Raw genomic sequence first — 26,075 nt, forward strand, 5'->3', positions numbered from 1 at the left:
CGGATCATCTTGCAGCCGGACTCAGCCTGCTTCGGCCGGCTCGGGTTCCGATTGCTCGCCTGAAAGCATTTTCGACAGGCGGCTGCCGGCCTTCGCTTTCAACCTCTGATATTGCCCGACTTCGACGATTCGTCCGTTTTCGACTGCAACCACCCAGTCGGCGAAGGCGATCATCGATGGCCTGTGCGCAATGGTCAGGATCGTCATCGATCCGCGCAAGCCGTCGATCGATTTGGCGATCAGGGACTGGTTCTGCCAGTCGAGCGCGCTGGTCGCCTCGTCGAGAATGAGCAGCGAAGGTTTGCGCAGCAGCGCGCGCGCCAGCGCGATGCGCTGGCGTTCGCCGCCCGAGAGCCGGACGCCGCGGTCGCCGACCACCGTGTCGAGCCGCAACTCCAGCCGCTCGACGAAGTCGGCGCCATGCGCAGCGCGCAGTGCAGTCCACAGCTCCGCGTCACTGGCTTGCGGCGCGGCAAGGCGCAGATTGGCGGCGATCGTATCGTGCAGCAGGAACACGTCTTGCGGCACATACGCCACCTGGTCGCGCCAGCGCCGGCGGTTGGCGGCGCCGATCTCGACGCCATCGGCCAGGATTTTGCCCTCGCTCGGTTCGAGCAGGCCAAGCAGCATGTCGGCAAGCGTGCTCTTGCCCGAGCCTGACGGACCGATCAGCGCCGTTACCTTGCCGGCGGGAAGGCCAAACGTCACATCGCTCACCACCGGCTTGCCGCCGGCCTCATAGGCAAAGGAGACGTTGCGGATGTTGAGCCCGACATCGAGCGACAGCTTGGCATCCGATTCGAGGTTTGCCGGCTCGCGTTCGGCATCGAAACGCGCCTGCATGTCGCGCATCGAGGCATAGGCCGGCAGGTTGATCAGCACCTGCTGCGCCTGCATCTGCATGTCCATGAAACGCGGCGCGATGCGCATGAACACCAGAAGCAGGACAACGATCTCGGCCAGCGAGAGGTTGAAGCGCACCAAAGCGACATAGATGAACAGGCTCAGACCAATGACGCTGGCGACCTGGAACAGAGCGGTGCCGATGGTGCTGTTGCGCACATAGTTGATGTTGTCGGCCTTCATCTTCTCCAGCGTCGCGCGAAGCTGCGCGTAATAGGTCGCCTCGACATTCAGGCTCTTGGCCACCTTGATGCCGCCGAGGAACTCCGAGACCGTTCGGTACTGCTCCTGGCGATTGCTGGTCAAAACCCGGCCGAAGGCGCTGGCTCGTGCCCGAAACGGCTGCAGTGCCAGGAAGGTGACGATGCCGACGACAATGGCAAACGCCGTCATCACTGTCGAAATGAACAGCGAGACAACGAGATAACCCGCCAGAAGCACGGCGATCTGCACCAGCATCAGCAGCGAGAACGCCGCCGACTGCACGCGGTCGATATCGCCGGTCAGCGCATGGTCGAGATCCGAGATGCGCATGCGCGCGAATATCCCCCACCGCGCCTTGCCGATGCTCTCGAACAGGTTCATGCGCAGGCGATTGATGAAGTCGAGCAGCAGCCGCGCCATGTAGACGGATTTATAACGGTTGAACGCCGCCTGCAGCGCGACAAGCCCGACCAGCAGGCAAAGCACCGTGGTCAATTGCAGCGTTCCGTCCGGCGCCAGCCAGCGCACCCAGTCGCGGTCAGGCAACCTGACCGCGAAATTCTGCTCGGGTCGCCCGACCAGATGCAGCAGCGGCACCAGAAGCAGGATCGAGATGCCTTCGGTCAGGCTTCCCAGGATCAGGAACAGCAATGCCGTGAAGGTCCTGCGCCCGCCGATCCGGGCCATGGCGGCGCCGAAGCCGGCGACATCGCGGTAAAACGAAAAGCGCAGGATCTGCGATGCGGACATGTCAGTCACCGCGGCCCTTTGTCGGCCGCCAGATCGTTTTCGATCAGGGCGACGGCTTCGCCGATACGGTCGAGCCCGGTGGGCACTTCGAGGCGACAGACGCCGATCTGGCTGGCCAGGGCCGCGCATTGGCGAAGATGTGTCGTGGCAAAATCGCCGACCAGGGCTGGACGGCCGAAACGCGTCACATAGGAAAATTTGATGATGGCCGGCAGGGCGCCGATGCCTGGCAGCGGCGTGATCGCTGCCTTATCGCCGCGCTCGAGGATATAGATCCGGGTCGCCGGCACCGCGTCTGCCGCAAATCCGGCGTGCAGGCGATGCTGCATCTTGTCGATCGCCGCATGCACCTGCGGGCGTATTTCTGCCTGGCGGATGGGAAACGCGGCGGCGGCATCGGCGGCGAGCTTCAACTGCGGAAAACCCGGAACGATCATCGGCCGGTCCGTGAGATCGAGCGCCACGACATCGTCGGTCAGCAATCGATGCCCGGCACGGATCATCGCGCTCGCCGTCGTCGATTTGCCGGCGCCCTTGTCGCCCATGAAGACAGCGCTCTTGCCGCCGACCGCAATGGCGCTGGCGTGCAGGATGAGCAGGCCGCGCTGGTGCAGGAGCAGTGCCATGACCGGACCGAGCAGCGGAAACGCCAGCAGCGCATCGTCGACATCGGGCGCCGGCTCCACCTCGATCCGGCAGGCATCGGTGATCAGGAAGGCGCCGACCGTCTGCCATGCCAAATATTGCTGCCGCGGCTCGAAACGGAAAGCGGTTCCGGTCTCGGGCGAGGGTTTTGGCAGGTCGATCGGGCCGACCGTGATCAGCACATCGACGCAAGCTGGTTCGCTCGGCTCTAGCTCAGGCAGTTCGACCTGCGAAGCGATCGTCAGCCCATAGGCTTTGTACAAGTGCTGTGCGCGAGCAGCAATTGCATGGCGGTCATCAGCGGCAAGAGGCATGTTGGCCGGCATCATCAGTGGCTCCCGCGCTGTTGCACCTGCCGCAGCCACAACGATAGCGAAATCGAACGCCATACATACTGGACATCGGGCAAGGTCGCGGCCTCGGGTTGGCTGGAAATGCGGCCATAGGCGGCGGTCACCTCAGGCAGGTTGACGTAAGGGGCAATCCGCGCCGCATCTTTCACCAGCACCTTGTCCAGGAGATCGCGGTGATTGCCCAGCATGCCTTTGACCAAATTGGAGGTGAAATCGATCTTGTCGCGCCGCCACTGCACCGCCGGGGGCAAAATTCCTTCCATGGCACGGCGCAACACCGAGCGGCCAAAGCCCTGGTTCAGCTTTTCCGCGCCGGGCAGTGCCAGGCAGAACTCGACCAGAGGCTTGTCCCAGAAGGGGTAGCGCGGCTCGACGCCGAAATTCGCCGCCGCCTTGTCGAGTACCTCGAAGGCGTGCGGCACCATGCCGTTCGACAGCAGCCAGCGATGGGTCAAGGTCTCGCTGGCGCTGACCGCGGGCGGCATATAGCCGGCCCTGCGGAACCGTTCGACGAGGTCGGTACGCATCGCCAGGTCCGGATTGATCAGGGCGCGCCAGCTCGTCGCCGGCCGCCCAGTGGGATGGCGCCGCAATTTGCCAAGCACGCGGTTCGCGAACCGCTTGATTCTCGCGATGCGCCAGGCCGGCCCGTAAAGGGTAAGGAACTTGTAGTAGAGGCCGAGCATGCCGTCGCCATAAGTGTTGGAAGCGCTGCGCAGCTCGCGCCACAGCTCCATCCATTTGCCGGCATCGGCGAGTTCGTGCAGATGGCCGTGGCCCTGCGAAACCACCTCGTCGCCGCCATGGCCGTCCAGCAGCACCCTCATGCCCTTGGCGCCGGCGGTCCTGTAGATGTCGCGGGTCAGCGACAGGCCGGGCGCAAGAAACGTTTCTTCCTGCTCCTCCAGAATGCGTTCGAATTCGGCGAAGGGCGCATAGTTGCCGACGGAAATCAAAGTGCCGTCGACCTTCTCCTGTCCAAGCACTGCCTCGATGAAAGGCCGCTCGTCCATCGGCGAACCCTTTTCGAACACCAGCGAGAAGGTCGGCAGCCTCGGCTTTCGCTGCGCGGCATTCTGCAGGCCCGCCACGCAGGCGATCGACGAGGAATCGAGGCCTCCGCTCAGCATAGCACCGACCGCAGGCGTGCCGCGCATACGGTTGCGGACCGATTGCGAAAACAGATGCCGGAATTCCTCGGCCGTATCCGATCGCATCGGCCTTGGCGAGGGTTCGATCTGCCAGTAGCGGCGCAGCACCACCTGGTTGCCGGTCACTGTCAGACTGTGGCGCGCCGGCAGGCGGAAGATATCGGCATAGGCTGTCGACTGCGGATCGTCGGGCAGCCCGGCCAGGAATCCCGAAATCTGGTGTTCGCTGATGCGCATGTCGACGCCGCCGGCATCGAGGATCGGCCCGATCTCCGAGGCAAAGACGAAGCGCCGGTCGCTCGAATGATAGTAGAACGGTTTGACGCCGAAATGGTCGCGCACGCAAAACAGCTGCCGGCGCTCGCCATCCCAGATGGCAAAGGCGAAGTCGCCTTGCAGATGCTCGGGGCAGGCTTCGCCCCAGCGCAGATAGGCGCGCATCAACAGCACGGCGTCGGCAACCGAACTGTCCCTGATGCCAAGCCTGGCCAGCAATTCGTCGCGATTGTCCAGCCGGCAGTCCGCGGTGATCGCGAGCTTGCCGCCGGCCATGGTCAGCGGGCCGGGGCCAGCTTCATTGGTGGTGTTGAGCCAGGCGTGGCCAAGAACGACGCCCTCGTCCATCCACCACGAACTGCCGTCAGGCGCGCGATGTTGCATGCGGGTAAGCATGCGCTGGATGTCGGCCGCGGCGGCCTGCCTGCCTTCCTGCCTCAGCAGAATTCCGGCGACGCCGCTCATCGCTCACTGGCCGTGGTCGACGAGATGGTTAAACCTGCCAAGCGAGCCGCCGAGCACGATGTGGTCGCCACTGACCAGCCAGGCATGCGCCTTCAACTCGGTCCCGGTATCGCGCTCGATGCCGATGCGGATTTTTGAGGCGTTGCCCTGGCGGGCAAGCAAATACTGGCCGGAAAGCGCTTGGGTCAGACAGCTTGCGCCAGGCACCAGGCGGGCAGCCGCAGCCACGCCCCAGGCGACACGCCTGAGATCGCCGATGTCAGCTGTCTCGCTTGCATCGAGCCGCGTCACTATTCGGCGAATCCTGTTATAGGAAAGCAGCGTCAGCCCCAGCCGCACCGCCACGACCACCGCAAGGCAGTGGGCGAGAAAGAGCATCTCCGGCCCGCTCAGCGAGAAAGCTCTAGACAAGTTCCTCATCATGGAGCCTCGCAAGCCCGGCGTCCGCCAAGCCCTTCAACAATCCATCGACATCGGCCCTGCAGCGTTCCGGATCGACATTGTAGCGATCCAGCACGGCGCTGCGGATTTCGGAAATCGGCCGCGGCTCCTGGATCAGCTCCCAGATATAGGCGCCGACGCTGTTCAGGCTGTAATAGATGTTGGACCTCATATCGAGCAGCGCCAGGCCGTTGCCGAATTCGCAGGCCACGGCATCCTTGCTCGCGCTCATCCGATCATGGTCCGTGGGGTTCCAATCCATTCCTAAACCTCGCTCACAACACCAACGCTTCGGCAATTCCGGACAAAGACGCGAGAGCCGGGGTTTGACCCCCGACTCTCCTTAGTGCGCTCTGTTTGCAGAGTCCGGACTTTGTCACCCCAACGAGAGAAGACTCAGGAGAAGGTGAGTTCGCCGACCGGCGTATGTGCCGGAAACGAGGCGTCGAGTGCCGTAGTACCGCTACCGCCTTGCGTGATGGTCTCGATCGAGCCGTGGACCGTCAGGCTAGGGGTTTCGTACTCATGCTTTTCAACATTCTGTTCCAATTTACTCTCCACTTGTGGACTGGAAGCGGCCTGTCGATTGCCGGCAGCGAGCTATTGCTGCACCGCAATAGCTGCATGGCAGCATTTATGAGTCAAGCCTGATTTACCCGCCGTTAATCAATTCTCGGTTGCGACTCCCTTAAATGGTGATCAAAGCGCTTTGCATTTTCACATCCCAGGAGAATTCAGCAGAGTGTCCGAGGCCATCAACTAAGTATCTGATTAATTACGTTAAATTTTCCTTCGAATGCTCCTCACTTGGGCGCTGGCGCATTCCCACAAAATTGTTGCTGACGTACCCGCCACAAGCCCCGATCAGGCGGCGCCTTGCATCTCGTTGTAGGACTGTGTTGCGAAACGTTCAGGTTGCAGGAAAATTGGCGCCAAAGGAAAAACTGGACGCGGCGCATGAATTTGGCGATGCTTTGCTTCGCATTGCAATATAACGCGCCTGGCGAATTTTTTGCGGAGATGCTGCAGCATATGGCATTGCAGGAAGGGACCTTCGAAAGGTTGCGCGCCGCTGGCTGCGCCGACGAAGTGGCCTATGTGCAGGCTTGCCTGCGGCTGTTCTTCGCCTCCAGGGCGAGCCCCAGCGCCGCGCCTGCACCGGCCATCTCCGTTGCCGATGTTTGCGATATCGCCAGGCTGAACAAGGTCGCCACCTTCATGCTGAAGGCGCTGTCGCGCCCACCGGCGGGCGAGACGCCGCCGGGATTGCTCGAGTGGCTCGACACTTATCGCCGGCGCACGATTGCGATGAACTCGTCCGGCATCATGGATTCGATGGCCATCGACAAGGCGCTGCGCGGCAGCAGCATCGATTTCGTCTTCCTGAAGGGCCCCCTCCAGCAGCAACTGCTCTATGGCGACCATTTCATGAAGCCGTCTGGAGATGTCGACATATTGGTGTCGCCGGCCGGCTTCTTTAGAGCTCGTGATGCGCTGCGCTCGATCGGCTACGAGGTCGCCGGCAAGTCCCGCTCCGTCTGGTGGGTGCGCTTTCTGGGCGAGCAGCACATGGTTCGCAGCCAGGGTCGGAAATTGTCCACCGTCGATCTCCATTACCGGCTCCAGCAGCCGGGATCGCCCAGCCCGCGCGATACGGAAGGGTTCCTGCGCCGCAAGCGCGCGCTTGCGATCGCCGGCTCCAGCGTGCCGTTCATCTCGGCCTCCGACACTTTGCTCCTGTCCTGCATCAGTGTCGCAAAGGCGCTGTTCAACCGCGAGCCGTGCGCGGGCTATGTCTGCGATGTCCGGGCCGCTGCCGGTCGGCTGAGCGAGGCCGAGCAGCAGACTGTGCTCGACTACGCGGCCGAGCAGGGGCTGGCTGACACCCTGCTGCTGGGCCTGCGCGCCGCCGATGTGGTGCTTGGTGGCGCCGGCACGCTGCTGTCGGATCGGGCCACCAGGATCCTCTCACGCATCGGCAATGAAGACCTGTTCCACATGGTCATCGCGCCGTGGCTGTCGTCGCTCAGATGGCCGCAACGGCGCACCGTTTTGTGGGAATTGTGCGGCCGCGAACCTGTCCGCTATCTGACCGAGGCCGGCTGGGCCGCGTCAGCCGACCTCAGCCGGCGGATTTTCGAGCGGGAAAGCCGGTGACGATGAGGGTCGTCATGCAGCAGGCAGATAACGTTCCGTCCCGATCCGCTGGGGATGGATCGGGGGATGGATCGGGGTCCGGCGCCGCGCGCCGGGAGGGCGAGGGGCCTCGCGACACTTTATGCAATCGAAAGGCCACCCTATGTCCATGACAGAATCCCGGGTCTGCGTGATCATCGCGGCGCGCAACGCGGCCCGGACCATTCCCGCAGCCATCGCCTCGGCGCTGCGCGAGCCGGAGGTGGCGGAAGTCGTTGTCGTCGACGACGCCTCCACCGACGACACCGCAAAGGTGGCCAGCGCTGCCGACGATGGCAGCGGTCGGCTTTCGGTCATCCGGCTCGACGTCAATCGCGGCCCGTCCTTCGCTCGCAATGCCGCCATTGCCGGGTCGAAATCGCCTTTCATCAGCATTCTCGACGCCGACGATTTCTTCCTTCAGGGACGGTTTCGCCAGCTGTTTGCCAGCACCGACTGGGATTTCGCCGCCGACAACATCATGCTGATCCGTGACGATACGGCGACCGATGTCTCGAAGATCGTCGCCCCGTCCTTTTCGGCGGACCCGGAATTCCTCGACTTCGAGCGATTCATCGAGGGCAACATCTCCAGACGGCGTGTCCAGCGCGGCGAACTCGGCTTTCTCAAGCCGGTGATATCAAGAGCTTTCCTCGACAGGCATGGGCTGCGTTACGACGAGAACCTGCGTCTCGGCGAAGATTACGAACTCTACGCTCGCGCCTTTGCCCTTGGCGCACGCTTCAAGGTCATCCGTTCCTGCGGCTATGGCGCGATCGTGCGCGCCGATTCGCTGAGCGGGCGCCACAAGACACAGGATCTGAAGCGCCTCGCCGATGCGGATCTGGCACTGCTCAAGATCGACAGCCTGCCGGAAGGCTCCAAGGCCCTGCTGCGCAAGCACGAGCGGCATGTGCGTGACAAATACCGGCTGCGCAATTTTCTCGATGTGAAGGCCGAGCGCGGCATGGCGTCTGCCGCCGCCTACGCGCTGGCCAGCCAGTCGAACTTCATTCCCATCGTTGTCGGCGTGGCCGCCGACAAGCTCGATGCGTTGTTTCGCCACGCCGGTCTGCCCCCGCGGCAGCAGCCGGTGCCGCCCTTGCGCTTCCTCATGGCCGCTACCAGCACGGCGGCGCAAAAGTAGGCTCCGCCAAGTCCGGGACGGCGGCCGCAAGGCTGAAAAAATTGCCTTTCTGAAACTCGGAGGTTGCCTACACGCCCCGACGATGGCACTGTATGTTGCGGTGCAGCAATTTTGGAAGGCCAACCGGATGGCTTCAATTTTCGGCTTCAGGTCCAGGGACCCAGCGCGCGACAAGCAGACCGATCTGGCGCGTTTCGACCGTCTGGCAAAGCTGTTGGATCAGATCACGGCCGAGATTGCGGCCGAGAAGACCGGGTTGGAGGCCCGCTACCGGTCGAAGTCCACCAACGCGGCCTTCCTGGTCGAGTCGATGGAGAACGGCTCGGCGTCGGCAAGCAAGCTGTCGGAAGTCGGCGAGCTGACGAAGTCCATCCTGAACTGCGAACAGCGCATCGCCGAGCTGGTGCGCCAGACGAGCCGGATGAAGGAACTGCGTCATTCACTCGACGCGATCGTCGGCGAGGATGGCCAGAGTTCTGATTCGCACGGGGAATATGTCAAACCCGCAGGTCGCTTCGGCTGAACACGGTCACACGAGACACAGAAGAGAAAGTTCGGGGACGGAGGATCGGGATCGGCCCGTTAGCAATGTGGGCCAATCGGTGACTTTGGGTTGGGGCGGAACAGCACAAAGGTGAATTGATATGAACGCAGATCCGAAGACGACGCCCATGGCGGCAATCGATGCCATGATTTCAACGCGGCCAAATCGGCCAATGCGTCTTGTAAACCCAACGCGTCTTCTATCCGTTGGTGCGCTTCTGTTGGCGGCAGCCGCAGCTCTGCTCGGCGCCGCCCACCCCTCCCGCGCCCAGGACGCCTCCCCGGAGATGCAAAGCGCACCGTCCTTCGTCGACGATTTCAAGAGTTTCGATCGTTCGCGCTGGTATGTCTCCGACGGCTGGTCGAACGGCAATCACCAGAACTGCACCTGGTCGAAAAGCCTGGCAAAACTTTCCGACAACATGCTGACGCTCGGCTTCGAAAAGCGCAAACTGAAGGACCGCGAGTTCGCCTGCGCCGAGATCCAGACCAAGCAGCGCTTCGGCTATGGGACCTATGAAGCACGGATGAAGACCGACACCGGATCCGGTCTCAACGCCGCTTTCTTCACCTATATCGGCCCTGCCGACAAACAGCCCTGGTATGAGATCGACTTCGAGGTGCTGACCAAGGATACATCCAAGGTGCAGGTCAACAGCTACATCGCCGGCAAGCCCAAGAACGAGAAGCTGGCCGAGGTCGAAGGCGGCGCCGACAAGGGCTTCAACGACTATGCCTTTATTTGGGAAAAGGACCGGCTGCGCTGGTACGTCAACGGCAAGCTGGTCCAGGAGGTGACCAATCCCGAGCAATTGCCGACCCACTCGCAAAAGATATTCTTCAGCCTCTGGGGCAGCGACACGCTGAAAAACTGGATGGGCGCCTTTTCCGACCCCGGCCGCCAGGTGACGATGCAGGTGCAGCGCGTCGCCTTCACCGCGCTCGGCCAGCCGTGCCAGTTTCCGGAATCGCTGGCATGCAGTGTAAGCAGCATAAAGTAGATCTGAACCGGCCCGGCTATATAAGGCCAAAGGGCGTGAACAGGAATTAACCCGAATGAATTTGACGGTCTTTGGAATTGGCTATGTCGGTCTCGTGCAGGCCGCGGTGCTGGCGGAGGTCGGGCACCAGGTGGTGTGCGTCGATGTCGATGAAAAGAAGGTCGAGCGGCTCAACCAGGGCCTGGTGCCGATTTTCGAACCGGGACTGGAGGCCCTGGTCAAGGAGAACCACGCCGCCGGCCGCATCAAGTTCACCACCGATGCCGCCGCCGGCGTCAAGCATGGCGAGATCCAGATGATTGCGGTCGGCACGCCACCCGGCGAAGATGGTTCGGCCGACCTCAAATATGTGCTGGCGGTGGCCGAGACCATCGGCCGCGAGATGGACGGTCCCAAGATCGTCGTCGGCAAGTCGACCGTGCCGGTCGGCACCTGCGAAAAGGTGAAGGCCAAAATCGCCGCGACGCTGAAGGCGCGCGGGCGCCAGGACCTGGCTTTCGACGTCGCTTCCAATCCTGAGTTCCTCAAGGAGGGTTCCGCCGTCGCCGACTGCATGAAGCCTGACCGCATCATTGTCGGCACCAACAGCGAGGGCACCGAGGCGGTGATGCGGGAGCTCTACGCGCCGTTCAACCGCAACCACGAGAAGATGATCGTGATGGACGTGCGCAGCGCCGAATTCACGAAGTACGCCGCCAACTGCATGCTGGCGACCAAGATCTCCTTCATGAACGAAATGGCCAATCTGGCCGAGCAGCTCGGCGCCGACATCGAGGAGGTACGCAAGGGCATCGGCTCGGATCCGCGCATCGGCTACCACTTCATCTATCCCGGCCTCGGCTATGGCGGTTCGTGCTTTCCCAAGGATGTCCGCGCGCTGATCAAGACCGCCGAAGGTGTCAAGTTCGACGCCAAGCTGCTGCGCGCCGTGGAGGAGCGCAACAATGCCCAGAAGTCGGTGCTGTTCGACAAGGTGCACCGTTATTTCAAGGGCAGTCTCAAGGGCAAGACCTTCGCGCTCTGGGGCCTCGCTTTCAAGCCCAACACCGACGACATGCGCGAGGCGCCGGCGCGCGTCCTGATGGAGGCGCTGTGGCAGGCCGGCGCCAATGTGCAGGCCTACGACCCCGAGGCGATGCAGGAATGCCAGGCCATCTACGGCCTGCGCGACGACCTTTTGTTGTGCGGCACCAAGGAGGCGGCGTTGCGCGGCGCCGACGCGTTGCTGATCGCCACCGAGTGGAAGAGTTTCCGCGCCCCGTCCTTCGACGCGGTGAAGGATGCCCTGACCACGCCGGTCATCTTCGATGGCCGCAACCTCTATGATCCCAAGGTCATCGCCCGTCACGGCATCGAGTATTTCTCGATCGGCAGGATGGCGGCGTGAAGGCAGGGCGGCACAACGCGGAGCCAGGTTCATGAAAGTTCTGTTTGCAGGCGGCACCGGCTACACGCCGCAATTCAGCGGGGGCGTCCAGTCGAGCACCCACCACTTGGTCGAGCAATTGCGCGAAAACGGTCACGAGGCATCCGTTCTGGCAGCGCTGTTCGGCGACGGCATGTTCGGCTTCCGGGCGCGCGCCAAGATGAAGCTCCTTCGTCAGCGCGCGGTCATCGACAATTTCCCGGGCTATCCGGTTGTACGGGCGTGGTTCCCCTGGGAAGCGGCCGACTTCGCCGTCAAAAAGTTGAGGCCGGATGTCGCGGTCGTGCAGTGCCACAATTCGGTGCCGATCGGCAGAGAGTTGCAGAGGCTTGGCGTGCCGCTGACCGTCTATCTGAGGAATGTCGAATTCGACGAATTGGCCGGCGATCTGCGTGAGCTCCATTCGGCGGTCTATATCGCCAACTCCGAGTTCACCGCGCGCGCCTATAAGGCAAAATTCGATATCGATTCGACGGTTATTCCGCCGACCATCAATCCCGCGTTCTACAGCACACCGACGACCGGTGAATTTGTCACGCTCATCAATCCATATGAGGAAAAAGGCTTCGATCTTGCGGTGCGCATTGCCGCCGCCTGTCCCGAGATCCCGTTCCTGTTCGTCGAAAGCTGGAAGCTCGACGACGATCATCGAGCCCGGATCGAAGCAACAATCTCTCCCCTCCAGAACGTCAAGCTGGAAAGCCGCACCAGCGACATGAAGACGGTCTACGGCCGCACGAAAATCCTGCTTGCGCCCAGCAAATGGGAAGAAGCCTGGGGCCGGGTGGCCTCGGAAGCGCATTGTAGTGGCATTCCCGTGGTCGGCTCGCGGCGCGGCGGTCTGCCGGAAGCGATCGGCGCCGGCGGCGTGGTACTGGACTACGACGCCCCGCTCGCCGACTGGGTCGCAACGGTCAGGCGGCTGTGGAGCGATGAGGCCGAGTACAAGCGGCTGTCAGCGACAGCACGTCAGTTTTCGGAGCGGCGGCAAATGAACCCCGACAGCCAGTTCGCAACGTTCATGGGCGTTCTCGACCGCGCAAGACGTGTCGGTTTGGAGCGCGCAGCCTAAACGCGTCGTGTTGCAGTTCAGCTGAGACGCTGCACGACCGTGGTCGCGCAAAGTTCCCGTTAGCCAGGTCCAGGCGTCGTGCGCCCGTCCGGATCACTTTTAATTGCTGCAGTGCAATATTTTGTGGCACTGCAGCAATCAACGTGTATTCTGCCTGTCTACATTAGGGCTTGTGCGATATGGACCGCTTGGTCCGAGCAAGCCCCAACCTTATGGGCGGGTCATGCGCGTGGGCTTTGTCGTCGGCGAATTCCCTCTGCTTTCGGAAACCTTCGTCGTGGACCAGATGGCTGGGCTGCTGGCGCGGGGCTTTCAGGTCGAAGTGGTCTGCGAAAAGATGCAAGGTGACCACCGAATTGACCGGCAAAGCGAGCCGATGGCGACGCTGCTCGCCAGAACCCGACATTGGTGGCGATGGGCCGCTGTAATCAGCAAATTTGTACAGCGTCTGCCGCCGCGTCTGCGATACAAGGCCTCGACCGTTCTCGACATCGCCTTTGCACGCCGCCTGAACCGCTGCGACGTGATTGTCGCCCACTTCGGACAGAACGGCGAGAGAGCAGCCGCACTGAAGAAATGGAAGGTGCTCAAACCACCGATCATAACCATCTTTCACGGCGCGGACGTGGCGATCCCGGCGCGGCAGGCAGTGCTCGCGACACAATATGCCGGGCTGACCAAGCATGGGACCCTGAACCTGCCCGTCAACGATTACTTCCGCACGATGCTGCTGGAAGCCGGCCTGTCCCAGGCGAGCACGACGGTCCACCATATGGGAATTGACACCCGCGAAATCGGCTATCGCTGGGAATCGTGGGAAGGCACCCAACTGGTCGTGACGACGGTTTGCCGCCTGGTCGAAAAGAAAGGCGTCGAGTTCGCCTTGCGAGCCCTGGCCTCCCTCAAGGCCTCCCAGCCGCAGCTAGACTGGCGTTACGACATTGTTGGCGACGGTCCTCTGCGGATGAATCTGGAGAAGCTGGCCGTAGAGCTGGGCTTGGCTGGTCGCGTAACATTCCTCGGCAGCCTCCCTCACGCAGAGGTGAAAAGACGGCTTCGCATGGCGCATCTCTTTTTGCTGCCAAGTATCACTGCCAGCGACGGGGATATGGAAGGCATTCCGGTCGCGCTCATGGAGGCCATGGCCGCCGGATTGATTGCGGTCAGCACGTATCATTCGGGAATCCCGGAGCTCATCAAGGATGGGGAGACGGGGTTGCTTGCGCCCGAGCGAGATATTTCAGCGCTTGCCGGCAAGCTTACCTGGGCCGCGGAGCACCCGACCGAATGCGAGCGTATCGCGCTTGCCGCACGCCGCAAAGTCGAGGAGGACTTCAACGCAGATGTTCTGAATGAACGTTTTGCGCAGATCGTTACCCAACTGGCCACATCGAGCCCTGCGCATGCACCCACCGGTCATGTCGGCGTTTCCGAGGGCTTGGCGGATCCTTCATCTGCCGGCTGACACTGCTCCTCTGCGTTTGATCGGCAGGCACGCCAAGCTGAGGGAAATCTTGCTACACTGCACCAAAAATGTTGCAGTGCAGCAAGACCTGTACTAACGTTCCTGCGGGTGGGCCAACAGCGGTAGAGTTCCATGCTGCATGTCTTGTGCTTCCGCCACCCTGTCTTCGGCCCGGCTTTTGTCAAAGGGACACCGGCTCCCCGGACGAGCGCATCCTGCCGATGAAGATCTGCTTTGTAGTCGACAAGTTTCCCTCATTGTCCGAAACCTTTGTTCTCGACCAGATAGCCGGATGCCTTGAGCGCGGCATGGAAGTCGGCGTCGTCTGCAACGAGACGTCCTTCGGCAGGGACAGCAACATCGATGATCCGCGCTGGCAGGCGTTGCCAGGAAAGGTCGTATGCTGGTGGGGTGGCCTGGGTCGCTATCGCCCGCTGCTCAGGAAGTGGTCCGGCAGGTTCTGGGACAAGCTCTCGACCGCCATCGACATTGCTCATGCGCGAAAACTGCAGGGCGCCGACGTCATCGTTGCCCATTTCGGCAACAACGGCATGCGCGTGGCCCGCGCGATCAAGCGCGGGAGGATTTCCGCTCCCCTGGTGACGATATTTCACGGCCGTGATGTCGGCGAACCGCTGCATGACAATACGCTCGCGCGCTACAAGATTGTGTTCGAAAAGGGCGTTCTTCAACTGCCGGTGAATGCGTTTTTCCGCGATGCCTTGATTGAGGTCGGTGCATCGCCGGAGCAGGTTGTGGTTCACCATATGGGGGTGCGGCCGAGTGAGATCGACTATCGGTGGCGTTCATGGGAGCAGGCTACGCTCTCCTTCATCTCGGTCTGCCGCCTGACTGAAAAGAAGGGCATCGAATATGCGCTTCGCGCGCTTGCTGGCCTGCCGCGGCGAGACTGGATCTACTCGGTGATCGGCGGCGGAGAACTTCTCGAGCAGCTGAAGGGGATCGCCGCAGAGCTTGGCATTGCCGACAGGGTGAATTTTCTTGGGCCCCGGCCGCACAGCGAAGTCAAACAGCGTCTGCGCGATGCGCATGTGTTCCTGCTGCCCAGCGTCGGCGCCCGCGATGGCGATCTGGAAGGCATTCCGGTTTCCCTGATGGAAGCGATGGCCGCCGGCCTGACGGTGGTCAGCACATATCATTCCGGGATCCCTGAACTGATCGATGATCACAAGACGGGTTTTCTCGTGGCTGAGCGGGACGTTGCGGCGCTGACCGGAAAGCTTGCCTGGATCGCCGAGAATCCGAAGCCGTGTGAAGAGATCGCTCTCGCAGCGCGCAAGAAGATCGAGGCCGAGTTCAACTCCGATCTGCTGAACCAACATTTCGTGGAAATCGCCATGCGGCTTGGCGAAACGAGGTCGCTTGCATGAACGCCAATCCGCCCCCCCAGTTCGGTCGTGTCGCCCTGCGCGGCGGGCTGGTAACCATCGGCGCCCAGGGCTTCAAGATGGCGATCCAGTTTCTCTCCGTCATCGTGCTGGCCCGTCTGCTCGTCCCCGAGGATTTCGGTCTGGTGGCTTCCGTCGGGCCGATCGTCGCCTTCGTCGGGCTGCTTCAGAATCTGGGCCTGCAGCAGGCTGTGGTTCAGCGCAAGGACATCAGCAACCAGCAGCTCAACCAGGTGTTCTGGATCAGCGCGCTCGTCGGGCTGGGTAGTGCCGTGGTAGTGGCCGGCCTGGCGCCTGCCATCGCCGCGTTCTATGGCGATCAACGTATGTCCGGCATTACCCTTGGCTCCGCCCTGCCGCTGCTTCTCGGCAGTCTCGCCGCAGTGCCGCTGGCGTTGATGAACCGGCACCTGCAGTTCGGCCAGCTCGCACTGAACGACGTGATAAGCGCCGCCGCCGGACTTCTGGCCGCCGCGATCGCGGCCTATGCGGGGTTGGGCTACTGGTCGCTGGTCATCGGCCCGGCGGTTTCGGCAGCTATCGCCCTGGCTGCCGCCTGGCTGGTGGCGCGTTGGACGCCTTTGCGGCCGGACCTGAAGGTCGATGCCGATATATTGTCGTTCGGCGCCAACCTGACCGGCTTCAACCTCGCCAACTTCTTCTCGCGCAATCTCGACAACATTCTCATCGGAAAATATTCCGGGGCGATCGAACTCGGCTATTACGACCGCGCCTACAAGCTCCTGTTGTTCCCGCTTCAGAACATCAACCAGCCGCTTACACGGGTCATGGTGCCGCTGCTCAGCCGCATCCACGATGACAAGGCCCGCTTTCGCGATATCTATGTGCGCACCAACTGGATGCTGGCGGCCGTTACCATGCCGGGCATCGCGGCGCTGACGCTGACCTCCAATCAGATCGTCGGACTTCTCTTCGGCGCGGGCTGGGCACCGGTCGCACCGATCTTTGCCTGGCTGGGCATCGCCAGCCTGGTCCAGTCCGTTTCAAGCACGACGGGATGGATATTCATCTGTCAGGGCAAGACGAAGACCATGTTCCATTGGGGCATCTATTCGTCGCTGACGACCGTCGCTGCCTTCGTCGTTGGCCTGCACTGGGGCGCCGTCGGCGTTGCCGCGGCCTATGCCATCAGCGGTTACGTGCTGCGCGTTCCCGTGCTGGCGCTACTGGTCCATCGCGTCGGTCCGGTGACCGCCGCCGACTTCCTGCTCATGCAGGGGCTTTTCATCGCCTCGTCCCTGCTTGCCTGGTTCCTGTACCTGTGGTTGCCGGCGTCTCTAACGGGCCAGTCAGACCTGCTCGCGGTCTTTTTGGCGCTTGCCCTCAACTACGGCATCGGTCTCGTTTTCATGCTTGCCGTCCCGCAGTCGCGACGCGCTTTGTTCACCACCCTGTCCAACGCCGCGCGCAATATCCGCTGAGCGGCCGGCGATCAGCGGCGCCAGCAGGTTTGTGGCCGACATTGCCGAAGCATGTTCTTCGAGCACGGCCTGAAGGCTTGTCTTGCGATAGCGGTCGAGATTTCCCGCAAATCGGCCGAGCTTTTCGCGCGCCTCTTCGGGCGTCACGGTGTCGATGTCGAGCAGCACATCGTCGACACCGATTCGCTTGGCCACTTCCTTGGTTTTGAACTCGTAGGCGATCGGCAGCACCGGCGTGCCGACGCAAAGCGACATGATCATCATATGCATGCGCGTCGCGACGACGAAGTCGAAGCCCTTCACCAGCGCCATCAACTGGTCCGGCGTGTGGAACGAAGCGTCCACTGTCACGTGGCTGGCGATCTCAGGATCGAGCTCGGCAACGATGGCCTGTGCGGTCTTGGAATCGTCATGGGCATATTCCGGCACGCCCTGACACGTGGAGACGAAGGTCACCTCCTTGCCAAGGTCCCTGACAAGAATTGTGGCGATCTCGCGGACCGAATCCAGATAGCGGCGCATGCCGCCCTCACCGTCGCTGACGTAGTTCCAGTGGCGGACCGAAATAGCGACGCGGCCCGTCGACGCCGGCGGCTGGCTGGAAGCGAGACGCTTGCCGATCCTGTCGGTATCGGCCAAGGCGAATACGGCATCGGCCACCACGTGGCACTTTCCGAGATCCTTCACCAAGTCCCGGATATGGGTCCGCGACCGTTCGTCGCGCAACAGGATGAGCGGACTGCGGTCAAAGATCGGGCCGAGCTCCTGGCGGTTGTAACTTTTGTCGAACGGACCGAGGGATTGCGTGAAGAAGACCGGATCTTTGCCAAATACGGCATCGAGCCTGAACTGATTGAGGCGTCGTTCGAGATTGTAGTTCTCGACGAGATAGGTTCCCCCTGTGGTGACCACCATGTCCGCGTCGGCGTAGATATCGAGACCGCGCCGGTCGCGATGGCTGAAAAAATTGCCTAGCGCGCTGCTGCCAAACCAGCGCAGGGCCTGGAGAACGAGCCGATTGTAGATCGGCTTGAACCGGTCCCTCAGCCCGCTGCCATTCTTGTATCGGAACAGGGATTCCGACAGCAGCTTATGAAATTCGAGGTCGAGATAATCCGTCTTCGGATAGAGTCGTTCCGCAACCTCGGGCTGGCTGTCGAAGACGGCAAACCGCACGTCGCCTTGCACGATCGTCCTGAGAATGTGGCGGATCGCCAGCAGAATCGCCGCATCCCCGGTATTCAGGCAGACTGTGTTTTCAACGACGATCTTCATGGGATACCTCATTTCGTCAGCAGATTCCGCGGCGGGGCCTGCGGTGCCTAGGACGGGCATGGTGACCGAAAATACCCACGCCAGGACGATCCCGATGCGGCTCGCGTCACAATTCATCGCTGCATCGGGCTGGGTGACCAGTCAGAGCGGCGCTCAAGCCCGACGGAGGGTAACGCATCAATTTTGCAGTGCAACAAAAAACGTGCACTTATGCTACGGCGCACCAAAAATGTTGCGATGCAGCAAAAGCTGGGTTAGCATTCCCGTGGGTGGGCCAACAGCGGTCGAGTTTTCATGCTGCATGTCTTGTACCTTGTGCACGATGTTTCCGACCCGGCGGTGCGCCGGCGGATCATAATGCTCAAGGCAGGCGGCGCGCGGGTCACGTTGGCCGGCTTCCGTCGGACCACAAATGCTGTTCCCGACGTCGAGGGGCTGCAGCCGGTCGACCTCGGCGCGACGCGTGACGGCCGATTCGGCCAGCGTCTGGCGGCGGTCGCCAAGGCGGCGCTGTCGATAGGCTCGAAGCTTGCGGCGATGCCGAAGCCCGACCTCATCATCGCGCGCAATCTGGAAATGCTGGCGCTGGCCAGGCGCGCCAAGGCCGCCTTTCGCGGCGGCGTGCCGATCGTCTACGAATGCCTCGACATTCATCGCCTGGTGCTGCGCAATGACATGCTGGGCAAAGCGCTGCGCACAGCGGAGCGTTATCTCGCCCGCGACGTGAAGCTTCTGGTGACGAGCTCACCGGCCTTCATCGCCAATTATTTCAAGCCGTTCGGGCAGGTCGCCGCACCGGTGGAACTGGTCGAAAACAAATACTTCGAAACCGCGCCGATCGCCTTGGATGACAGGTCAACGGCCGAAAACCCTGCAGCACCCCCGTGGCGCATCGGCTGGTTCGGCGCGCTGCGCTGCCGCCGCTCGCTGGAGCTGCTGGCCGACTTCACGCGCCGTCAGGGCGGGCGCTTCGAGGTCGTCCTCCGGGGCCGTCCGGCACTCTCGGAATTCCCGGATTTCCACGCTTTTGTCGAGGCCGAACCCTATCTCTCCTTTCGTGGCCCCTACCGCAACCCGGAAGACATGGCCGCGATCTACGGCGAAGTGCATTTTTCCTGGGCGATCGATTTCTTCGAGGAAGGGCAGAATTCGGAATGGCTGCTGCCCAACCGCCTCTATGAGGGCTGCCGCTTCGGCGCCGTACCGATCTCGATGGGCAATACCGAGACCGGGCGCTTTCTCAACCAGCAGGACGTTGGCGTCCTGCTTTCCGATGCCACGCCCGAAATCCTGGAAACCGCGCTCGGCCGCATGGACCAGGAGCACTTCGGCAAGGCCAAGGCGCGTGTGCTGGCCCGCAACCCACGAACCTGGAGTTACGACCGCAGCGACTGCCGCGCCTTTGTCGACAGGCTGCGCGGCCTTGCGGTTGCCCCTGGTTCGTTCGCCACCGAGGCACTGGCCTGAAGGATGACCAATGACAAAAGTGCAGTTCATGGAAAGGCGCCGATGACGCAAACCGAAGCGCTGCCGCCAAGCCTGATCGTCATTCCGTGCCTGAATGAGGCAGCCCATATCGGCGCGTTGCTCGAGCAGCTCAGGCCGGCAGCGCTAAGGCTCGGCGCCCGCATCGTCGTTGCCGATGGCGGCAGCACCGATGGTACTTTGGCCATTGCCGAAGCGGTTGCGGCCAAGGACCCTCAGGTCGTCCTCCTGAACAACCCAAAACGTATCCAGAGCGCGGCGATCAATCTCGCCGTCGCCAGCCTCGGTGACGGCGCCGAATACCTGATCCGCATCGATGCCCATGGCGGCTATCCCGCCGATTATTGCGACCGGCTGGTCGAGGAGGCGCTCGCCACTTCAGCCGATTCGGTCGTCGTCTCGATGCTGACCAGCGGCAGCGGCGCGGTGCAGAAAGCGGTCGCGGCGGCGCAGAATTCCAAGCTCGGCACCGGCGGCTCCAAGCACCGGCACCTTTCCGCCGGCGAATGGGTGGACCATGGCCATCACGCGCTGATCCGGATCTCGGCCTTCACCGCGGTCGGCGGCTATGACGAGACCTTCAGCCACAATGAGGATGCCGAACTCGACTACCGCCTGCGCCGGGCAGGCTACCGCATCTGGATGAGCGGCAAGACGCAGATGGTCTACTATCCGCGTTCGTCGCTGAAGGGCCTGTATTTCCAATATCTCGGCTATGGCCGCGGCCGCGCCAAGAATGTGCTCAAGCACCGCATGATCCCGAAAGTTCGGCAGATGATCCCGCTGCTGGTGGCGCCGGTCGTCCTTCTCGCGGTATTTTCCTTTATCCACTGGCTGGCGGCGGTGCCGCTGCTGGTCTGGGCTTCGGTCTGTCTGGGCTACGGCGCTGTGACCGCCATCAGCCAGCGCAATCCCAACAATGTGCTGGCGGGCATTTCGGCGATGGTCATGCATTTCGGCTGGTCGCTCGGGTTTTGGCTGCAACTGCTCGGCTCGCGATCGCAGCGCGGGGTGGCATGATGGTCGCCGACAGCCGCCGAATCGACATCTGCGTCTGCACGTTCCGGCGGCCGGAACTGGCCGACACGCTGCGGTCGCTCGCTGCCATGGATATGCCTGCCGGTTTCGGCATCGGCGTCATCGTCGCCGACAATGACGACGAGCCGACCGCCGAGCCGCTGGTGACCGCGCTGGCGAGCGAATTGAAGCTCGTGGCCCGCTACCGGCACGCCCCGGCGCGCAACATCTCGGTTGCCCGCAACGCCTGTCTTGATGCCAGCACGGCCGATTTTGTCGCCTTCATCGACGACGATGAAACCGCTTCCCGGCAATGGCTGGCCGAACTGATTGCTATCGCGGAGACAAGCGGCGCCGAGGCCGTGCTCGGTCCGGTGCGGGCGCTCTACCGCTCGGATGCGCCGGACTGGATGCGCAAGGGCGATTTCCATTCGACCTTGCCGGTCTGGGTGCAGGGCGAAATCCGCACCGGCTACACCTGCAACGTCCTTTTGAGGATGAGCGCCGACAGCTTGCGCGACCGTCGTTTCAGCCTGGCGCGCGGCCAGAGCGGCGGCGAGGACACCGAATTCTTCGACCGCATGGTCAAGGCAGGCGGTCGCATCGCCTTTGCGCCGGAGGCGTGGGTCGAGGAAGTCGTGCCGCGTTCGCGAGCCGCTTTCGACTGGCTGCGCCGCCGCCGCTTCCGCTTCGGCCAGACGCACGGCCACCTCATCGGCCATGACGCAGGCGTGATAGAGCGTGCGAAGGCTGTCGGCCTTGCCTCGGCCAAGGCCGTCTATTGCTTCGGCATGGCGGCGTTGACCGCGATTAGCCCGGTCCGCCGCAACCGCAGCGTGCTGCGCGGCATCATGCATGTCGGCGTCGTCAGCGGCCTCGTCGGTATCAGCGAAATTCGCCAATACGGACTGTCTTCCCCGCAGCAAGGAGGCAAGCGTGCAGCCTGACGTCTCCTTTGTCATCGCAGCCTACAATGCCGCGGCCACGCTCGACCGGGCGATCGCAAGCGCCATGGCCCAGCGCGATGTCAGCGTCGAAATCATCGTCGCCGATGACCAGTCGCGCGACAACACGCTCGACGTCGCAAGAGCCTATCCAAAAGATGTCGTCAAAGTGGTTGCGCTGCCGGCAAATCGTGGCCCTGGCGGCGCCAGGAATGCCGGCCTCGACCTCGCCACAGGCCGCTGGGTCGCGGTGCTCGATTCCGACGATGCCGTCCTGCCCGGGCGGCTCGCCGCCATGATCGCGCGAGCCGAAAGTGCGGGCGCTGTAATCGCCGTCGACAACCTCCAGGTGGTGCGCGAGGACGGCATTGCCGAAGCGACGATGTTTCCCGCCAAATATCTGGAGGGCCTGCGTGAAATCACGCTCGCCGACTACATCGCTGGCAACATCGTTTTCGAATCCACGTTCAACCTTGGCTATCTCAAGCCGATCTTCCAGCGCCGTTTCCTGATCGAAAACGGGCTTCGCTATGATGAAAGTCTGAGCATAGGCGAGGATTACATCCTGCTCGCCAACGCGCTGGCCAAGAGCGGAAAATGCGTCGTCGAGCCGACGACCGGCTATATCTACCACATCCGCACGGGCTCGATCTCGCGCGTGCTCGAGCTTCACCATATCGAGGCGATGCGCAAGGCCGACGCGGTCTTCGCCGAGACCAATTCCATGGACGCTGCTGCTGCGGCCGCCTTCGCCAAACGCGCCCGCAGCCTGCGCAAGGCGGCATCGTTCCTGTCGCTGGTCCAGCACATCAAGGCGCGTTCGCCGTTGAAAGCGATACGCACCGCGCTAAGTGATCCGGCGGCTGTCAGGCACATGTCGATGCCGATCGCCGTCCGCCTCAAAAGGGTGGCGGCGCAGTTTGCCGTCGGCGCGGAGAGGTAAGGAGGGCGAGTACATGAAGACGTTTGTTCGTGGCCTGCAACAGGCTGAAATCGATCTGCTCAGAAGGAATTTGCGATGAAGAAAATCAGGAAGGCAGTCATCCCTGTGGCGGGGCTTGGAACACGGTTCCTGCCGGCAACCAAGTCGATTCCGAAGGAGATGCTGCCCGTGGTCGACCGGCCGGTCGTCCAATATGCGGTGGACGAGGCCTTCGAAGCCGGCATCGAGCACATCGTGTTCGTCACCGGCCGCAACAAGGCTGTCATCGAGGACTACTTCGACCTGCACCCCGAACTGATTGGAACGCTCGAACAAACCGGCAAGAAGACCCAGCTGGAGGCGCTCGAAAGCATGCTGCCCGTGGCCGGCGCCACCAGCTTCATCCGCCAGCAGTCGCCACATGGTCTCGGCCATGCGGTGTGGTGCGCACGCGAAGTCATCGGCGACGAGCCCTTCGCCCTGCTGCTCCCCGATATGGTGTCGTTCGGTCGCCGAGGTTGCCTGGCTGAAACAGTCGATCTCTATCAGCAGACCGGCGGCAATGTGATCGCCGTCGAGCGCTGTGATCCCAGCGAGACCAGCAAATACGGCATCGTCGGGCGCGGCGCCGAGACAGGCAGCGGCTTCGAGGTGACGGCCATGGTCGAAAAGCCGGCGCCGGCCAATGCGCCGTCGAACTATTACATCAACGGCCGCTACATCCTGCAGCCCGAGATCTTCTCGCTGCTGGGCAACCAGCAGCGCGGCGCCGGCAACGAAATCCAGCTTACCGATGCAATGGTGCGGCTGGCGAAAAGCCAGTCTTTCTTTGCCCAGCCTTTCAATGGCCGCATGTTCGACTGCGGCTCCAAGGAAGGCTTCATAGAGGCCACCATCGCCTTCGCGCTGGCGCGCGACGACATGAAGGGACCTGTGCTGGAAATGCTGCAGGCGTTCGTGCGGTCGCATGAGCGTCAGGAAGTGGCCGCATAATGCCCATCTTTCGAGGGCATATGCGTTTGGACGATGGCGCGGCTCATGCCTGCACGCCTGGCCGCTCAGGCCCGGCGCCGGATGGCATGAAGCTTGCGTTGCATATCTTGCCCCCGATCTCCGCAGCTTCGGACGAGGTGGGACCTGACCCGTCTCGCTCCGGCGCCTGTAACCTAGAATTGGATCGAAGATGAATTATGCCAGCTTTCCTCTCGACAAGAGGATGCCATTGCCCAACCCCGATCAGGAAAAGGGTGAAGACTTCATCGACGTCGAGCGCCTGCTTGGCATGGCGGCGCGTCAGGTCAAGGTGGTGGCGGTCTGCGCCATCATCGGCCTGTTCCTGGGGTTGCTCTATCTGCAGACCACGCCCAAGCAATACATGTCGGTCGCCAGCGTGCTGATCGACGAAGGCCTGAACAAGGTCATCGACGACATCTCGGCTGCATCCGTCACCATGCAGACCGACGCCGCCCTGCTCAGCCAGATCGAAATCATCACCTCGGCGCGGCTGGCCTCGGTGGTGGTCGACAAGCTGAAACTCGACCAGAACGCAGAGTTCATGAACCCGCCGCAATCGGCGTTGGTCAAGGGCATCGGCTTCGTGCGCGGCGTGATCGGCTATTTCCGCTCAAGTTCCGCCGAGCAGATTCCCGGCATGGAAAACGTCGATGAGGCGACACGCCAGACCATGATGCAGACGGCGCGCCACGACTATGCCGTGCTGAAGCTGCAGAGCGAGGTGCTGGCGCAGCGCAACGGCCGCTCCTATGTGCTCGCCATCGGTTACCAGTCGACCAATCCGGCGCTCGCCACCGCCATCACCAAGGCCTATGCCGACGCCTATCTCGCCGACCAGCTCAATGCCAGTTTCGACGCCACCGAGCGCGCTGCGGTCTGGCTGCAGGGCCGGCTGACCGAGCTTCGTCAGAACTCACAGGCGGCCGCTATGGCGGTCGAGAAATTCAGGGCCGAGCATGGTCTGGCCGCCAACAGCGACGGCCAGCTGATCAGCGACAAGCAGATTGCCGATCTCACAGCGCAACTGATCGTCGCGCAGGCCGATACGGCGCGCGCCAGCGCCCGCTATCAGCAATACAAGACCATCGTCGAAAGCGGCTCGGACAATGCCTTCAACGATTCCGCCATCTCAAGCGATCAGCCGGCAAGCTCCGTCATTGCAACGCTCAAGACCCGCTATCTCGCAGTGGCCAAGCGGCTGCAGGACGTGACGGCCAATTTCGGCGCCGACCATCCGCAGGCGGTGGCGCTGGCCAAGGAAAAGGCCGACCTGTCGACCCAGATTTTCGGCGAGTTGAAGCAACTGACCGAAAGCTATCGCAATGAATATGAAGTCGCGCTTTCACGCGAGACCTCACTGAGGCAGAAGATCGCCGACGCGGCCGGCAAGAGCTCCATCGACAACCAGAGCCAGGTCAAACTGCGCGAACTCGACCAGCAGGCGCAGGCGCTGACCACGCTCTACCAGACCTTCCTTAGCCGCTACGAGGAGGCCTCGCAGCAGCAATCCTTCCCGGTCGGCAAGGTCCGCATCATCTCGGATGCCTCAACGCCGCTTTCCGCCTCAAGCCCGCGCACCTCCAGGGTGCTGGCGCTGTCGCTGGTGCTTGGCGTGCTGCTTGGCGCCGGCTTCGGTGGCCTGAATGAGTTCAACGAGCGCTTCTTCAGGACCGGCGAGGACATTCGCGATCGCGTCGGCCTCAAATTCCTCGGCTATTTGCCGATGATCGGCGGCAGGCTCGGCAAGGACGCCGACGACGGTGCGGCGGATGCCAAAGGCGCCAACACATTGTCGGCGGCCGAGAAACGGGCGCGCTTGCGGGTCAGCGTCGATGCGCCGGCATCGATGTTCTCCGAAACGCTGCGCAACGCCAAGATCGCCTTCGACGTCGTCATGGAAGGGCAAGGCAGCCGGGTCATAGGCGTGGTCTCGGTCCTGCCCGGCGAGGGCAAGTCTACGGTCGCCGCCAATCTCGCCGGATTGCTGGCCGCCAACGGCTCGAAGACGCTTTTGATCGACGCCGATCTGCGCAATCCTGGCCTCAGCCGCAACCTCGGCATGGAGGCCGAGCAGGGGCTGATGGAGGCCGTGGTCAACGGCCAGACCTGGCAGTCGGTCGGCAAGGTCGACCGCCAGACCAAGCTGGCGATCATCCCGGCCGTGCTGCGTGGGCAGTTCTCGCATACCAGCGAGCTGCTGTCGTCGGCCGGCATGCGGCGCTTCATCGACAACGCCAAGGAGACGTTCGAGTACATCATCGTCGACCTGCCGCCGCTTGGCCCCGTGGTCGACGCCAAGGCGTTTGCGCCGCTGGTCGACGGCTTCGTGCTGGTTGCCGAATGGGGCCGCACGCCGCGCGCCATGGTGCGCTCGCTGCTGGAGCAGGAACCCTACGTCGCAAGCAAGGTCGTCGGCGCCGTGCTCAACAAGGTCGATCTGAAGAAGCTGCCGAAATACGGCTCGCTCGGCGGCTCGGAAAAGTTCTTCGACCGCTATTCGACCTACTATCTGGAGAAATCGGACGTGCGGGCCAAGACCGCGGCCTGAAC

Annotated in this window: 21 protein-coding genes and 1 pseudogene; 15 read left to right on the top strand and 7 right to left on the bottom strand. The window is 62.5% G+C overall.

All coding sequences use genetic code 11. The features are described 5' to 3' along the window. Window positions 1–21: 21 nt before the first annotated feature. The 6 genes from AC3EMP_RS06685 to AC3EMP_RS06710 form a co-directional block, all read right to left on the bottom strand. Window positions 22–1,857 carry an ABC transporter ATP-binding protein gene (locus AC3EMP_RS06685; RefSeq protein ID WP_352597311.1) on the bottom strand — a complete coding sequence of 612 codons (1,836 nt, stop codon included), beginning with the start codon at window positions 1,855–1,857 and terminating at the stop codon, window positions 22–24. 5 nt (window positions 1,858–1,862) lie between these two features. Next, a complete protein-coding gene (locus AC3EMP_RS06690; protein ID WP_352459278.1) occupies window positions 1,863–2,831 on the bottom strand; it encodes a phosphoenolpyruvate carboxykinase (ATP) in 969 nt (322 codons plus the stop codon). After that, window positions 2,831–4,747, bottom strand: a complete 1,917-nt coding sequence (locus AC3EMP_RS06695; RefSeq protein WP_352710273.1) for a lasso peptide isopeptide bond-forming cyclase — start codon at window positions 4,745–4,747, stop codon at window positions 2,831–2,833. The genes AC3EMP_RS06690 and AC3EMP_RS06695 overlap by 1 nt, the downstream gene beginning before the upstream one ends. A gap of 3 nt (window positions 4,748–4,750) precedes the next feature. After that, complete coding sequence (locus AC3EMP_RS06700) at window positions 4,751–5,158, bottom strand: lasso peptide biosynthesis B2 protein (RefSeq protein WP_245260050.1); 408 nt, start codon at window positions 5,156–5,158, stop codon at window positions 4,751–4,753. Next, complete coding sequence (locus AC3EMP_RS06705; RefSeq protein WP_352710276.1) at window positions 5,151–5,420, bottom strand: PqqD family protein; 270 nt, start codon at window positions 5,418–5,420, stop codon at window positions 5,151–5,153. The genes AC3EMP_RS06700 and AC3EMP_RS06705 overlap by 8 nt, the downstream gene beginning before the upstream one ends. Before the next feature lie 164 nt (window positions 5,421–5,584). Further along, complete coding sequence (locus tag AC3EMP_RS06710) at window positions 5,585–5,737, bottom strand: lasso RiPP family leader peptide-containing protein (RefSeq protein ID WP_023684233.1); 153 nt, start codon at window positions 5,735–5,737, stop codon at window positions 5,585–5,587. 483 nt (window positions 5,738–6,220) lie between these two features. Here AC3EMP_RS06710 and AC3EMP_RS06715 point away from each other — a divergent pair, with 483 nt between their 5' ends. The 9 genes from AC3EMP_RS06715 to AC3EMP_RS06755 all read left to right on the top strand — a co-directional run bounded on the left by AC3EMP_RS06715 (window position 6,221) and on the right by AC3EMP_RS06755 (window position 16,868). Further along, a complete protein-coding gene (locus tag AC3EMP_RS06715; protein ID WP_023703575.1) occupies window positions 6,221–7,345 on the top strand; it encodes a nucleotidyltransferase family protein in 1,125 nt (374 codons plus the stop codon). Between the two features lie 142 nt (window positions 7,346–7,487). Continuing rightward, a complete protein-coding gene (locus AC3EMP_RS06720) occupies window positions 7,488–8,510 on the top strand; it encodes a glycosyltransferase family 2 protein (RefSeq protein ID WP_023742531.1) in 1,023 nt (340 codons plus the stop codon). 214 nt (window positions 8,511–8,724) lie between these two features. Next, window positions 8,725–9,033 carry a hypothetical protein gene (locus tag AC3EMP_RS06725; RefSeq protein ID WP_488494595.1) on the top strand — a complete coding sequence of 103 codons (309 nt, stop codon included), beginning with the start codon at window positions 8,725–8,727 and terminating at the stop codon, window positions 9,031–9,033. Between the two features lie 121 nt (window positions 9,034–9,154). Then, the gene (gene exoK / locus AC3EMP_RS06730; protein WP_488494596.1) at window positions 9,155–10,054 is read left to right on the top strand and encodes an endo-1,3-1,4-beta-glycanase ExoK; all 900 of its coding nucleotides are present in this window, start codon (window positions 9,155–9,157) and stop codon (window positions 10,052–10,054) included. A 55-nt stretch (window positions 10,055–10,109) separates the two neighbouring features. Beyond that, window positions 10,110–11,441, top strand: coding sequence for a UDP-glucose dehydrogenase family protein (locus AC3EMP_RS06735; protein ID WP_023668805.1), 1,332 nt, complete (start codon window positions 10,110–10,112; stop codon window positions 11,439–11,441). A 31-nt stretch (window positions 11,442–11,472) separates the two neighbouring features. Continuing rightward, window positions 11,473–12,552, top strand: coding sequence for a glycosyltransferase (locus AC3EMP_RS06740; protein WP_023711257.1), 1,080 nt, complete (start codon window positions 11,473–11,475; stop codon window positions 12,550–12,552). A 223-nt stretch (window positions 12,553–12,775) separates the two neighbouring features. Further along, window positions 12,776–14,017 (top strand): glycosyltransferase, encoded by a 1,242-nt coding sequence (locus AC3EMP_RS06745; RefSeq protein WP_023736210.1) that lies wholly within the window; start codon window positions 12,776–12,778, stop codon window positions 14,015–14,017. Between the two features lie 221 nt (window positions 14,018–14,238). Continuing rightward, window positions 14,239–15,408 (top strand): glycosyltransferase, encoded by a 1,170-nt coding sequence (locus tag AC3EMP_RS06750; protein WP_352710280.1) that lies wholly within the window; start codon window positions 14,239–14,241, stop codon window positions 15,406–15,408. Continuing rightward, window positions 15,405–16,868 (top strand): lipopolysaccharide biosynthesis protein, encoded by a 1,464-nt coding sequence (locus AC3EMP_RS06755; protein ID WP_023684224.1) that lies wholly within the window; start codon window positions 15,405–15,407, stop codon window positions 16,866–16,868. Before AC3EMP_RS06750 ends, AC3EMP_RS06755 begins: the two co-directional genes overlap by 4 nt. A 225-nt stretch (window positions 16,869–17,093) precedes the next feature. Here the strand turns inward: AC3EMP_RS06755 and AC3EMP_RS06760 are convergent. Then, window positions 17,094–18,260: pseudogene (locus tag AC3EMP_RS06760) on the bottom strand (polysaccharide pyruvyl transferase family protein); the annotation flags it as partial. A gap of 177 nt (window positions 18,261–18,437) precedes the next feature. Between AC3EMP_RS06760 and AC3EMP_RS06765 the strand changes: the two are divergent. The 6 genes from AC3EMP_RS06765 (at window position 18,438) to AC3EMP_RS06790 (ending at window position 26,073) form a co-directional block, all read left to right on the top strand. Then, on the top strand, window positions 18,438–19,610 hold the full coding sequence (locus tag AC3EMP_RS06765; protein ID WP_023694196.1) for a glycosyltransferase: 1,173 nt from the start codon (window positions 18,438–18,440) through the stop codon (window positions 19,608–19,610). A 42-nt stretch (window positions 19,611–19,652) separates the two neighbouring features. Then, window positions 19,653–20,648, top strand: coding sequence for a glycosyltransferase family 2 protein (locus tag AC3EMP_RS06770; RefSeq protein WP_023694195.1), 996 nt, complete (start codon window positions 19,653–19,655; stop codon window positions 20,646–20,648). Continuing rightward, window positions 20,645–21,592: a glycosyltransferase family 2 protein gene (locus AC3EMP_RS06775; protein ID WP_023694194.1), complete on the top strand. Its 948-nt coding sequence runs from the start codon at window positions 20,645–20,647 to the stop codon at window positions 21,590–21,592. The genes AC3EMP_RS06770 and AC3EMP_RS06775 overlap by 4 nt, the downstream gene beginning before the upstream one ends. Next, entirely contained in the window at window positions 21,582–22,532 is a 951-nt protein-coding gene (locus AC3EMP_RS06780) for a glycosyltransferase family 2 protein (RefSeq protein ID WP_023755602.1), read from the top strand. Before AC3EMP_RS06775 ends, AC3EMP_RS06780 begins: the two co-directional genes overlap by 11 nt. A gap of 75 nt (window positions 22,533–22,607) precedes the next feature. Next, a complete protein-coding gene (gene galU, locus AC3EMP_RS06785) occupies window positions 22,608–23,504 on the top strand; it encodes a UTP--glucose-1-phosphate uridylyltransferase GalU (protein WP_023668795.1) in 897 nt (298 codons plus the stop codon). A gap of 190 nt (window positions 23,505–23,694) precedes the next feature. Next, window positions 23,695–26,073, top strand: coding sequence for a polysaccharide biosynthesis tyrosine autokinase (locus AC3EMP_RS06790; RefSeq protein WP_023694192.1), 2,379 nt, complete (start codon window positions 23,695–23,697; stop codon window positions 26,071–26,073). Window positions 26,074–26,075 lie beyond the last annotated feature (2 nt).

This window comes from Mesorhizobium sp. P160219, assembly GCF_057786095.1.